Below are 13,121 nucleotides of genomic sequence, written 5' to 3' on the forward strand. Positions count from 1 at the left end.
CCGTCGTGCCGGCCGGCGGGAGCTCTCGACATCGGCGTGTCCCGTTCGGCCGGAGTGGAGGAAACATGCGCGGGGCCTCGTCGTTCGACTGGGAGTCGCTCCTCATCGGACAGGCGGTACCGAGGGCGAAGCGGCGCTGGCTGCTCGCGGCGCACTCGGCCGCCCTGCGCGTCGCACGGGCCTTCGACCGGTCCGGCCTCGCCGGAGCCCTGGGCGCGATGGACCGGATCACCGCCCACCGCGAGGCGCGCCGGGCGCTCGCGGCGCTGCCCGCCGAGATGCGGACCTTCCTGGCGCAGGAAGTGGTGTGGCAGACGCGGGGCCTCGTGCGCACGTTCTACGGGGAGCGCCTCTGCCTGTTCGAAGCATTGGCGACCACCGCGGCACTGCGCGCGCTGGGGCTGCCCGCCGCCGTCATCGTGGGTTACGCCACCGGATCCGGGGCACGCCGGACGCCGGTGCACGCCTGGGCGGCCCTGGACGGCATCCCGGTCACCGACTCCGGTTACGTGTGGCAGCGCTACACCGAGATCACCCGGTACCCCCACGAGCGGAAGGGCGTGTCATGCGCAGGCTGACCACCGGTCCGGTGCACCTCTTCGGGCGAATCGGCAACCTGTCCGCGCCGCCATGGCGGCTGGCGCCGCCCCGGGTGGTACCGCTCAGCCCACCGAATCTGTACAAACTCCCTTGCGGTGCCGAAGAAATCGTGCTCGGACAGTGTCCGAACAGGACTTCCGCTCCGGAGCCCGCCGCGCGCACTCTCCTTTCCGGACGGATCGAACTGCCGGCCGGTGGGGAACCGGTGCGCGGCCGCGCGGCGGTGACCGAACTGGAGCGGTTCCTCGACCGGCACGGCGCCGGCGGTCTGCGTTCCCGGGAGGGCGAGTACTGCCTGGCCCATCTCACCCGCGACGGCGGCACGTTGTACCTGTACCGCGGCCTCACCACGACGCGCGGCCTCTACTACCGGCTGTGCCACCACGGACTGATCTTCGCCACCGATCCGGAGGACCTGTGCGATCCGGAACGGCCGCTGCACCGGCAGGTCGACGTCGACGTGCTGGCGGCGCTCGCGATCGAGACCCCGGTCCCGGACGACGCCTCGTGGTACCACGGCGTCCGGCGGCTGCCCGCGGGCTACCTGCTCACCGCGGGGGCCGGTGGGTTGCGCGTGGAGCGGCACGACGACCTGCGCGTCGCCGAGCCGGCGCGAGATCCCTTCCCCGTCGCGGCGCGGTCGTTCCGCACCCTGTGCTCGGCCGCGGTCGCTCGTGCGGTCGCGGACGTGCCGACGAGTGGCATCCAGCTCAGCGGCGGGCTGGACTCGGCCGTGGTGGCGTTCGAGGCGCACCGGCACGGGGACACCACGCTCTTCCCGTTCCACTTCCACTACGACCTGCCCGCCATGGCCGACGAAAAGGCGATGGCCGAGGCGGTCGCCCGCCAATGCGGCCTGCGGCTCGACGTCCTCGACGGCACGGCGTCCCTGGCTCCGGGCGGTGACTACCTGCTCCCCGGGCTGCCCGCGCGGGCGCCGCTGACCCACGGTTTCGTCCTGCCGAACCTGGCTTCCTGCGAAGCCCTGGCCGCCCGGCCCGGTCCCCGGCGCCTGCTGTCCGGAGTGGGCGGCGACGAACTGCAACTGCACGACTTCATGACGCCACTGCGGTCCTTCGGCCGGCGGGCGCTCAACCCGCTCGCCGCCGGAGCCCCGCCCTGGCAGCTCTTCGACAACGCCGTCATCCGGCAGTTCCTCGGGCGCTCCCTGAAAGAACCCGCGCCCGCTTCCTGGGCGGGGCGCGCCTTCGCGGCCGCGCGCGTGCTCCGCGGCACCGCTCCGATGCGGAGAACACCGTTCGACCCCTCGCTCGTCGAGGGGGTCCCGTGGTTCACCGCGGAGGCGATCAGCGCGGCCCGCGGCGTGGGCGAGTCGGCCATGGCCGGTTACGCGGACGGCTTCGCGCGGGCGCGGGCGGGAGTCCGGCGGACCTGGCTGGAGATGTACCTGACATATGTGAACTTCCACCGCAACGCCAACGACTACACCATGGCGACCTGGCAGCACGCCGTGTTCGACGCCCAGGGGATCGAGTACGTCGCCCCCTTGGTGGACCGGGCCCTCGCCGAATTCTCCCTCACCCTGGACACCCGCTACCGCTACGTCGTGCACCGCGGGCACCCGGTGTCCAAGCCGCTCATGCGCGCCGGGTACACCGGACTCCTGCCGCGCGCGCTGCTGGCCCGGCTGGACAAGGTCGACTACAGCTCGCCCTACGAAACCTTCGTCCTCAACAACAAGAGCCTGGTCGGCGATCTGCTGGGAGCCGACTCCCGGCTCGCCGAACTCGGCCTCCTCGCGCCGCACGCGGTGCGGCGGCTGCTGAACGCGCCGACGTGGCAGCTCCGCCGGAAGGCGGGCGAACTGGTGCACACCGCAAGCCTCGAATTGTGGTTGCGCGGCGGTGATCGCCGCCCGAACGAACCGATACCGGCGGTCGAACCGCCACCGGCCACCCGCCGGACCTCGCCCGCCCCGGTCGCCAAGCCGGCCGTGGCCGCGCTCCCCGCGGCCGGGGACGCGGCGTGGCGGATGACGCCGGACGCGGTGGTGCGGTTCCTGCCCGACGAGGCCGTCCTGCTCAACGAACGCGAATTCAAGCTCTACCGGCTGGACGCCGACGGCGCCGACCTGCTCGGCGAGGTGCTCCGCTGTGGCTGCTGGGCACGGCTCGAAGCGGCGCTGCGCAACGGCGACCACGCCACGACCGCCAAACGGCTCGACCGGGCCCGCGAACTCATCGGCTCCCTGATCCATGCCGGACTGCTCGACGGCCCGCTGCCCCGGCGGAACACTGGGGACCATGATCGCTCAGTTGAGACGGGCCGAACCGGCTGATTACGACCGCATCGTCGCGGTGCTGGACGACTGGTGGGGACGCCCCATCAGCACCGCCTTCCCGCGGCTGTTCCTCGATCTCTTCTTCTCGACCAGCCTGGTGGCCGAACAAGACGAGGAACTCGCCGGATTCCTGGTCGGCCTCTTCTCCGGTTCGAACGACGAGGACGCCTACATCCACGTCGTCGGCGTCAACCCCCGCGCCCGGGGCACCGGCCTGGCCCGCCGGCTCTACGAGCGGTTCTTCGAGCTGGCCCGGGCCGACGACCGTTCCGTCGTCCGAGCGATCACCTCGCCGGGGAACCGCGGCTCGATCGCCTTCCACCAGGCCATGGGATTCACCGTCACCGGCCCGATCACCGACTACCACGGCCCCTCGACCGAGCGCGTGCTGTTCGAACTCCGCCTGAGCGAGTGAGCGGTGCTCACTCCCAGCCGATCGCCTTGAGCACGTTGAGCCGGGCGGCGCGGCGGGCGGGTGGGAGCGAGCCGAGCAGGCTCAGCAGGACGACGGCGACGCCCAAACCGAGCGAAATCGGGATCACCTCGAATGCCACCTCGATCCCGGTGGTCGCGGCCAGCGTGAACGTGATGAGGTAGTGCAGGGCGAGGCCGACGCCGAGTCCCACGGCGCCGCCGATCGCCCCGACGGCGGCCGCCTCGGTGACCACCACCCGGCGGATCGTGCGCCGGTTCGCCCCGAGCGCGCGCAGGATGCCCAGTTCGCGCTGCCGTTCCAGCACGGAAAGCATGAGCGTGTTGAGCAGCGCCAGCGCGGCCACCCCGGCGACGATCCACTGGATGGCCAAGGCGAGCGACGCGGCCTGCCGCACGGCGGTACTGGTCGCTTCGAGCAGATCGGACCCGGTGACGACGTACATCGGGTACGGCAACTCCGAGAGCATCCGCTGGATCGTGGTGCGGACCGCGTCCAGCTCGGCGCCTGGCCGGAGTTGGACCTCGTACATCGTGGCGCCCTCGCGGTGGAACCACTGCCGCGCCCGGTCCAGGGAGATGGCCACCAGCCCGGTGTCGACGGTCGGGTAGTCCACGATGTCGGCGACCCGCAGCCGCTGCGGCCCCTCCGGACTGGGCAGGGTGAACGAGTCGCCGACCCGGAGATCGCGCTCGCGCGCGAGTTTCCCGGACAGCACCGCCCCGGTGCCGGACAGCAACTCCGCGCGGCCGCGCTCGCTCGCCTTGGCGACCGGCACCAGGTTGCTCCCGGCCGAGGCGCCCTGCAGGACCACCCGCGAACCGTCCACAGTGGCGTAACCGAACAGGCTGGGCACCACCCGATCCACCCCGTCGACCCCGGCGAGCCGGTCGTGCAGCGAAGGCGGCAGGGCCGGGCCGGTGGGCAGCATGTCGGGCGGGGTGGGGTGCAGGGAAAGGTCGATGCGGCCGAGCGGGCCGAGCGCGTCCCGCGCGGAGGTGACCAGGTTCTGGCTCGCTCCGGTGGTGGCCACGCCGATGCCCACCGCGATGGCGACCACCATCGTCGTCGCCCAGATCCGCCGGGGCGCGCGTCGCATGGCGGCGGCCGCGAGCCTGCCGGTCCCGCCGAGGCGACCGGCGACGCGCGCGACGACCTTCGTGATCGGGGTCAGCAGCGCGTAGCCGAGCACGATGACCCCCACCACGAACCACGCGACGGCGGACAGCGCCCATTCGTCGGCGGACACGGTCACCAGCACCGCCGCGATCGCGAGGAAGGCCACCCCGGCGATCGCCGCGACCATCCGGTAGCGCTGCCGCTCCTCGTCGCCGTCGGCCAGTTCGGCGGGCCGCATCGCTTCCACCGGCGCCACCCGGAACGCCCGCACCGAAGCCAGCCAGGACCCGATGACACTCGTGGCCACGCAGGCGCCGAGCGCGAGCGGGATGGCGTACCACGGCAGCGCGAACTCGACCCGGGCGTCGAACGTTTCGGCCAGGAACGGCGGCAGCCGGTGGATGGCCCACCGCGCCAGCAGCACCCCGAGCGGGCCGCCCACGAGAGCGCCGAGGATCCCCAGCAACACCGATTCGGCCAGCAAACCCCGCAGCACGGTGGCGCGTCTGCCGCCCAGCGCGCGCAGCGTGGCGATCGCCGGTCTGCGCTCCACCGCGGCCCGGTTCATCGTGTTGAAGACCAGGAAACCGGCCACGGCCAGTGCCATGAACGCGACGACCAGCGTCGAGTTCATGGCCAGGCTCACCGCGGTGCCGGCTTGGGCGGCGCGGAACCGCGGCGTGCCGACGAAGGCCCGATCGTCGACGGCCACGTCCAGGTTTCGCCGCAGCGACTCGACATCGACGCCGTCCCGGGCGACCACCAGCACGGAGTCCAGCCGGTCGTCCCGGCCCGCGAGCTGCTGGGCCAGCGGCAGCGGCGCGAGCACGAAGAAGCCGGAGTTCACCCGCGAGGCCAGCTCGCCCCGCGCCACCAGCGCGACGGTGACCTCGTGGGAGGTTCCGGTGTACGAGGTCAGCCGGATCCGCTGTCCCGGCGCCAGTCCGGCCGCACCGGCGAGGCCGGAGCCGAGCACCACACCGTCGGGCGGCAGGTCGCGCCGGGGCACGGAGTCGATCGCCCGCTGGAGGTCGCTGCCCAACTCGCGCAGCCGGTCGTCGGCGCCGAACAACACCGCCCGTTGCGGACCGATCCGCACCGCGGACTGGATGATCGGGACCGCCGCGGCGACCTCCGGCCGCGCCGCGATCTCCGGCAGCAGCTCGGCGGGGAGGCCGGATTCGGCGACCCCGGTCACCTCCAGGTCGGCCGCACCGGCCACGCCGTCGGCGAGGCGTTCGACCGAGCCGGTCAGCGAGCCGTAGGTGCCGAAGACGGCGACGACGAGGGCCGCGGACACCGCCACCACCCCGAGTGCGAGCACCGAACGCCCCTTGCGGGCGCCCAGGGGGCGCAGGTTGAACAAGCGGAACCGAGTGAGCGAGGCGGGCACCCGGCGCCCGGTCATGCCGGTCCCGCCTCGTCCAGAACCTCGTCCCGGATCAGCCGCCCGTCCTGCAGTTCGACCACCCGATCGGTCCACGAGGCGGCCGCCGGATCGTGGGTGACCATGACGACGGCACGCCGATCGTCGTGCGCGATCTCGGCCAGCAGCTCGAGGATCCGCGTGCCCGTCTTGGAATCGAGATTGCCGGTCGGCTCGTCGGCGAGGATCACCGCCGGGTTCATCACCAGCGAACGCGCGATGGCGACCCGCTGCAGCTGGCCGCCGGACAGTTCCGCGGGACGGTGTTCGGCCCGTCCCGCCAGCCCCACCCGGCCCAGCAGCGCTTCGGCGTCCCCGCGCACACGGGTCAGCGGCACGCCGTCGAGCAGGCGGGGCACGGCCACGTTCTCCCACGCCGACAGCGTCGGAAGCAGGTTGAAGAACTGGAACACGAACCCGACCCGGTGCCGGCGGAGCTCGGCCAGTTCGTCATCGGTGACCGCGCCCAGCTCGCGGCCGTCCATCAGCACCGCACCCGAGGTCGGCTGATCCAGCCCGCCGAGCACGTGCAGCAAGGTGCTCTTGCCCGAACCGCTCGGACCGGTGACCGCCACGAACTGCCCCTCGCGAACCGCGAACGTCACCCCGTCCAGGGCGCGCACGGATTGCTTGCCGACCTGGAAATCCCTGACCACATCCCGCAATTCGAGCTCGGCCATGCGATGGCGCTCCCGTCCTCGTCGGCTGGGTGCTGTCGTCCTCGTCGGGATACGTGAGCTCGCGGGAGAGCCGCCGGTCGTCGCCCGTCCCCCAACGAGCGACGACCGGGCGGCCTTCCACATCGCGAGGCGCTCGGCAGCGAATGCGGCCACCTCGCACTCGCACTGAAGAGTCCAGCACGCCGCTCTCACACTTCGCTGTTGCGGCGCTTACAGCCGCTCACCGTCGGCCGCCTGGTCGATCAACTCCGCGAGGGTGTAATCGCTGAGCAGGGTGACCACGGGCAGCGTCACGCCCAGATCCCGGGACACCCGGTTCTTCAGCTCCACGGCCGTGAGCGAGTCGAGGCCGAGGCGGTTCAGCGGGCGACGCAGATCGATCCGCTCGGGCGGCATCCCCAGTCCCGCGGCCAGCTGGTCCACCAGGTACCGGGTGATCACTTCGCGCCGATCGCCGCCGTTGCCGGTCCGCGGCGGAGCGACCGGGGTCGCCTCCGCTTCCCCGTTACGCGGGACCAGCCGCGCCAGCAGCGGGGACCGCGCCGCCCGCGGATGGGCCCGGCTCCACTCCGGCCAGTCGATGACGAGCGCGGCCGCCTGCGTCGCGTCGTCGCCGAGCAATCGCTCCAGGATCGCGAGGCCCGTGGCGGGTTCGAAGTCGCCCGTTCCCGCCGGCAGCGATCGGTTCGCCTCCCGCAGCGCCCGGCTGGCCATGCCCACCGAGGCCCAGGCGCCCCAGTTGACGCTGGTCGCCGGCTCGCCCCGGCGGCGCCGGTGGTGCGCCAGCCCGTCCAGGAACGCGTTGGCGGCGGCGTAACCGCCCAGCAGGGGCGAGCTCAACAGCGCGGATGCCGAGGAGAACAGCACGAAGAAGTCGAGCGGCGTGCCCCGCAGCAGGCGATCCAGCACCAGCGAGCCGGTGACCTTCGGACGCAGCACGGCCGAGATCTTCGCGGCGTCCAGTTCCCCGATCGGGTGGTAGGCGTGCACGCCCGCGGCGTGCAGCACGCCCCGGATCGGCGGCCACCCGCGCCGGGCGATGCCGTCCAGCACGGACCGCATCGCCGCCTCGTCGGCGACGTCCACCGCCTCGTAGCGGACTTCCGCCCCGGTGCGTTTCCAGGCTTCGATCGCCGCGACGCGCTCCTGGTCGGCCGAGGCGTCCAGCGGTGACCTGCCGAGCAGAAAGAGGTAGCGCGCGCCCCGGTCGGCGAGCCATTCGGCGATCTTGGCGCCGATTCCGCCGAGCCCGCCGGTGACGAGGTAGGTCGCGTCGGGGCGCACCACCGCCCGCCGCGGCCGGGCGGCGGGTGGTGAAACCGCCGCGGTCTCGTCCTGGAAGGAGAGCAGGACCTTGCCGATGTGCTTGGCCCGCGCCAGGTGCCGGAAGGCGCCGGCCGCGTCCCCGGCCGGGAACGTCCGGTAGGGGAGTGGCGCGAGGTCTCCGGTTTCCAGGTGCCGCAACACCTCTCGCACGATCGCCGAGACCCGTTTCGGATCGGACCGCCCCATGTCCGCGACGTCCACGACGTGGAAGGAGATGTTGCGGCCCAGGGCGCGCAGGGCGAGCCGCCCGTCGCCGACGATGTCCTTCTTGGTCAGTTCGAGGTACCGGCCGTACGGGGCGAGCAGTTCGAGGTTGCGCTGGATGGCCGGTCCGGCAAGGGTGTTGAGCACGACGTCGACGCCCTGGCCGTGGGTGGCCGCGAGGAACTCCTCGGCGAAGTCCAGCGATCGGGAGTCGGCCACGTGCCGGATTCCCATGGTGCGCAGGAGCGCGCGCTTCTCCGGGCTCCCCGCGGTCGCGAAGATCTCCGCGCCCTTCCACCGCGCGATCTGGACGGCGGCCAGCCCCACGCCCCCGGTGGCGGTGTGGATCAGGATCCGGTCTCCCCGGCCGAGCCCGGCGAGGTGGCACAGGGAGTGGTACGCGGTGAGGAACACCCCGGGCACGGTGGCCGCCTCCGGCAGGCCGAGTCGAGCGGGGCGCCGGAACACCAGTTGAGCCGTGGCGAGCACGTGCGAACCGAGTCCGAGTTCCCCGAAGGCGATGACCTCGTCGCCCACGGCGAGCCCGTGCACCAGATCGCCGACCGCGGTGATGGTGCCCGAGCACTCCGAGCCCGGGTTCAGCTCCGCCTCGGCGGGTATCGGGGCCATCCCCAGCACGCAGAGCAGATCCGCGTAGTTCAACCCGGCGTACGCCACCTCGATCTCGACCTCCCCGGGGCGGGGGTGGCGCCGGGGCGCGTCCTCGACGGCGATCTCGTCCAGCACGCCCCGTGCCGCACTGATCCGGACCGCCCCGGGGGCCCGCACCGGTCGTTCGCTGTCCGATGTGGACGGTCTTCGGTACCTGGCCAGCCGTGCGACGAATCGATCGTCGCCGCGCAGCGCGAGCTGGTTCTCGGGGTCGTCCGCGGTCAGCTCCGCGAACAGGGAATCGGCGCCCCGCCCGGGTTTCCCGTCCTCGAGGTCGACAAGGGTGCAGCGCAATTCGGGGTGCTCTTCGGCGAGCGTCCGGCCCAGCCCCCACACCGGCGCCTGCAGCACCGATCCGGCGGGGTCCGCGGGCGTCACGGCCTGAACGGACCGGGTGACCAGCCAGAGCCGGGTGCTCTCCGGCCGCGCGGTCAACCCCTGAACCAGTCGCACCACGCTCGTGCAGCCGGTGAGTTCGGCCCGGGCGATCTCGTCCGGCGTGGCCGTGTCGGGCCGGGCCGCGTCGAGGTTCCACAGGTGGACCACGCCGCGCATCGGCCGGTCGCCGAGACCGCGCAGGACCCCGGGCAGCGCCTGGTGGACGTCCCCGGGATCGAGCCGGTGGTCGGCGGGTTCGGGGGAGTCCGCGGGCGCCACGGTCACGCAGGAATGACCGGCGCGCTCCAGCCGCTCGCGCAGGCGCCGGGCGAGCCCGCCGGCGTCGGCGAAGAGAAGCCAGGCGCCGGGCGGGGATTCCGGTCCGGCATCGCGCCGCTTCGGTTCCCAGCGCGGTTCGTACAGCCAGTCGTCGAAAGCGGTCTCGGCGAGGTACCGCCCGCGCACGCCGCCGAGTTCGACCACGCACTTCCCGGCCGCGTCCCAGACGCGGATCTCCCCGAGGACGGAGTCGGCGGACGGCTGGGCGGGATCGAGTTTGACGTGACTCCACAACTCCCGCCCCGGTTTGCCGTGCACCCGCGCCCGCGCGATCTCGCCGAGCACGAACACCGCGTCGGGCCGGTTTCCGGCCGCCGCCAACGCCTGCCCGCAGGCGTCGAGCAGGGCCGGGTGGAAATGGAAATCGTCGAGATCGTCCGCCAGTTCCGCGGGGCAGACGATGTGCGCGAGCGCCTCGCCGTCGCGTCGCCACAGCTGCGCGATGCCCTGGAAGCGGGCCCGCCATTCGTTGCCGCCCTTGGCGAAACGCCGGTAGAAGTCCGGACCGGCCACCCGTTCGGTGCAGCGTGCCCGGACGACGTCCACCGGTTCGCCGCCCTCGATCGGCGTGCCCCCGAGGTGCACCCGCGAGCTCACGTGCGGCGTCCACGAGTCGTCGGAATCGGCCCTGCTGTGGATGTCCAGCCGCCAGGTGCCGGTGTTTTCCGGGCTTTCCGGGCTTTCCGGGCGCAGGCGGACCCGCAGCACCGGCGTCTCGTCGCCGCGCAGGACGAGCACCTTGCGGCAGTCGAAGCCGGTCATGGTCACCGGCCGGCCGCCGAAGGCCTCCCGCGTCGCCGCGACGAGGAGTTCGCAGTAGGCGGTGCCGGGAAAGAGGGGCACGCCCTGGACCCGGTGGTCCTCGAGGTAGCCGTTGCGGATCCGGTCGAGCGGCCCTTCCCACACGTACTCCCGCCCGGCGGCGGGCACGGCCGCGGGCAGCAGCGGATGCCGGGCGCCGGTGCCGCCGGGCGGCGCGGGTGGCGGCCGTTCCGGGCGGAACCAGTAGGACTCGCGCTGCCACCGGTACGTCGGCAGGGAGACCAGCCGGGCCCGCTCACCGTGCACCGCGTCCCAGTTGATCGGCTGCCCGCGGGTGTGCAGGAAGCCCAGCGAGTTCAGCATCGCGGCCCGTTCGGGCTGCCCGCGGCGCACCGAGTGGACCGCCGCGCCCTCGACCTCGCCCGCCTCGAGGCACTCCTCGATCGCGGACACGAGCACCGGATGCGGGCCGATCTCGACGAAAACGGTCGGCCCGGCTTCGAGCGCGGCGCCGACCGCCGAGGCGAACCGCACCGGCTCACGCAGGTTGCGCACCCAGTATTCGGCGTCGAGCGCGGTCCCCTCGACGGGTCCATTGAGGACGGTGGAGCGGATCGCCACCTCGGCCGGTCGCGGGCGCAGACCGGCCAGGCTCCGCAGCAGTTCCTCGCGCACGGCGTCCACCTGCGCGCTGTGCGCCGCGAAGTTGACCTCGACCCAGCGGCAGGGCACCTCTTCGGCGCGCAGTGCGTCGTGGATCTCCGCCAGCGCATCGGTTTCGCCGGACAGCACCGTGGCGGTGGGGCTGTTGCTCGCGGCGACGGAGACCCGGCCGGGATGCGTGGCGATGGTTTCGGCCGCCCGTTCGGCGGAGAGGGCGACCGAGAGCATCGTGCCGCGACCGCGGAGCCGCCCGGCCAATCGGCTGCGGTGGCAGATGACCGCGGCCGCGTCCGCGCACGTCAGGGCGCCCGCCACCTGGGCGGCCGCGACCTCGCCCATGCTGTGGCCGATCACCACGTCCGGTTCGACACCCCACGACCGCCACACCGCCGCGAGCGCGACCTCGGTGGCCCACAGCATGGGCTGGACGATTTCGACGTCCTGCTTCTCCTTGTCCTCGGCCAACTCGTCCATTAAGGACCAACCGCTCTGCGCGCGCACCGCCCGGTCGCAGTCCTCGAGCGCGGCGCGGAACACCGGGGAGGAGGCCAGCAGTTCCCGGCCCATCCCCGGCCACTGCGCGCCGTGGCCGGGGAAGACGAAAGCGATCCTCGGCGGCTGGTCCCACGGCCGCCCCTGGGCGAACGTCGCGGGGCCGGGACTCCCGTCCGCGAACGCGCGCAAGGTCGCGGCGACCTCGTCGTGGGTCCCACCGGCCACGGCCAGCCGGTCGGTGTGCTGCTGCCGGCGGGAGGCACTGTGGCACACGTCCGGCAGCGGGTGGTCGCGCCCGGCGCCCGCCAGGTACTCGGCGTGCGCGCGAGCGGTGGCCACCAGCGCGCGGGGAGTGTGCGCGGACAGCGTGAGCAAACAAGCGTTGTCCTCGGCGGCACCGCGGGGTGGCGGCTCGGCCTCGGACAGCACGAGATGCGCGTTCGTGCTCGACACGCCGAAGGAACTCACCCCCGCGAGGCGGGGACGGTCCCGGGCGGGGAGCGGGGCGAGTTCGGTCCGCACCTCGAGGGGCAGCGTGTCCCACGGCACCTCCGGGTTGGGCTCGCGCAGGTGGAGGCTCGGCGGGACCATGCCGTGGTGCAGGCACAGCGCGGCCTTGATGAGACCCGCGACCCCGGCCGCCCCCTCGGTGTGCCCGATGTTCGTCTTGACCGAGCCGATCAGGCACGGCCGGTCGCCGGGCCGGTTCTCGCCGAGAACCGCGCCGAGGGCTTCGAATTCGATGGGGTCGCCGATCGTGGTTCCCGCCCCGTGCGCCTCCACGTAGTCGATGTCGGCCGGGGAGACCCCCGCGTCGGCCATCGCCGCCCGGAGCACGTCCGCCTGGCCCCGGACCGAGGGGCGGCCCAGGTACCCCGCGGCTCGCCCGTCGTTGTTCACCGCGCCACCCAGCAGCAGCGCGTAGACGCGGTCGGCGTCGGCGAGCGCGCGGTCGAGCGGTTTGAGCACCAGGAGCCCGGCGCCCTCGCTGCGGCCGTAACCGTCGGCGCCGGCGTCACCGAACTTGGTCCGGCCGTCGCGCGCCAGCAGTCCGGCCTGGGACAGCGGCACGAACGTCTCCGGGCTCAGCAGCAGGTTGACCCCGCCGGCCAGGGCCATGGTCGACTCGCCGTCCCAGAGGCTCTGGCAGGCCTGCCGCACCGACAGCACCGAGCCGGAGCAGCCGGTGTCCAGGGCCACGCTGGGACCCTGCAGGTCGAAGGTGTAGGACAGCACTCCGGACAGCATGCAGCGCGCGCCGGAGGTGCCCGCCTGCACGTCGATCGCCGCTTCCCGGCATTGGAGTTCCCAGTAGTCCGAGGAAACCTGCCCGACGAAGACCCCGGTCCGGCTGCCCGCGAGTTCCTCCGGCGGCTGCCCCGCGTCCTCGAGCGCCTCCCACGCGGTTTCCAGCAGCAGCCGCTGCTGCGGATCCATCCGGCGCGCCCCGCTCGGCGGGATGCCGAAGAACTCGGGCTCGAACTTGTCGATCTCGGTGAGGAACGCGCCCCGGGTGACGCTGTTCCGCCCGCGCGCGGAGAACTCGGGATCGTGCAGCACGCGCAGGCTGGTTCGGTCAGCGGGGATCTCCCGGATCGCGTCGTATCCCGCGCGGAGCCGCCACCAGAACTCGTCCGGGCCGTGTGCGCCGGGAAAGCGGCAGCCGATACCGACGATGGCGACCGGGGTACGGCGCATCCAGTCCTCCACGAACCTGGTCCA

The 13,121-nt window shown here is 73.0% G+C and carries 6 protein-coding genes; 3 read left to right on the forward strand and 3 right to left on the reverse strand.

What is annotated here, in order from left to right; translation table 11 throughout:
• Positions 1–65 precede the first annotated feature (65 nt).
• From FXO23_RS13955 to FXO23_RS13965, 3 genes are read left to right on the forward strand one after another with little or no spacing between them, the layout of a single operon-like run.
• Positions 66–578, forward strand: a complete 513-nt coding sequence (locus FXO23_RS13955) for a lasso peptide biosynthesis protein (RefSeq protein WP_158884788.1) — start codon at positions 66–68, stop codon at positions 576–578.
• Entirely contained in the window at positions 566–2,899 is a 2,334-nt protein-coding gene (locus FXO23_RS13960) for an asparagine synthase-related protein (RefSeq protein WP_158884790.1), read from the forward strand. Before FXO23_RS13955 ends, FXO23_RS13960 begins: the two co-directional genes overlap by 13 nt.
• Positions 2,865–3,317: a GNAT family N-acetyltransferase gene (locus FXO23_RS13965; protein WP_158884792.1), complete on the forward strand. Its 453-nt coding sequence runs from the start codon at positions 2,865–2,867 to the stop codon at positions 3,315–3,317. The genes FXO23_RS13960 and FXO23_RS13965 overlap by 35 nt, the downstream gene beginning before the upstream one ends.
• 7 nt (positions 3,318–3,324) lie before the next feature.
• Here FXO23_RS13965 and FXO23_RS13970 read toward each other — a convergent pair whose 3' ends face one another.
• From FXO23_RS13970 to FXO23_RS13980, 3 genes are all read right to left on the reverse strand, one after another.
• A complete protein-coding gene (locus FXO23_RS13970) occupies positions 3,325–5,862 on the reverse strand; it encodes an ABC transporter permease (protein ID WP_158884794.1) in 2,538 nt (845 codons plus the stop codon).
• A complete protein-coding gene (locus tag FXO23_RS13975) occupies positions 5,859–6,560 on the reverse strand; it encodes an ABC transporter ATP-binding protein (protein ID WP_158884796.1) in 702 nt (233 codons plus the stop codon). Before FXO23_RS13975 ends, FXO23_RS13970 begins: the two co-directional genes overlap by 4 nt.
• A 210-nt stretch (positions 6,561–6,770) precedes the next feature.
• Positions 6,771–13,097, reverse strand: a complete 6,327-nt coding sequence (locus FXO23_RS13980) for a type I polyketide synthase (RefSeq protein ID WP_158884798.1) — start codon at positions 13,095–13,097, stop codon at positions 6,771–6,773.
• Between the last annotated feature and the right edge of the window lie 24 nt (positions 13,098–13,121).

Source organism: Amycolatopsis anabasis, from assembly GCF_009765355.1.
GTDB lineage: Bacteria > Actinomycetota > Actinomycetes > Mycobacteriales > Pseudonocardiaceae > Amycolatopsis > Amycolatopsis anabasis.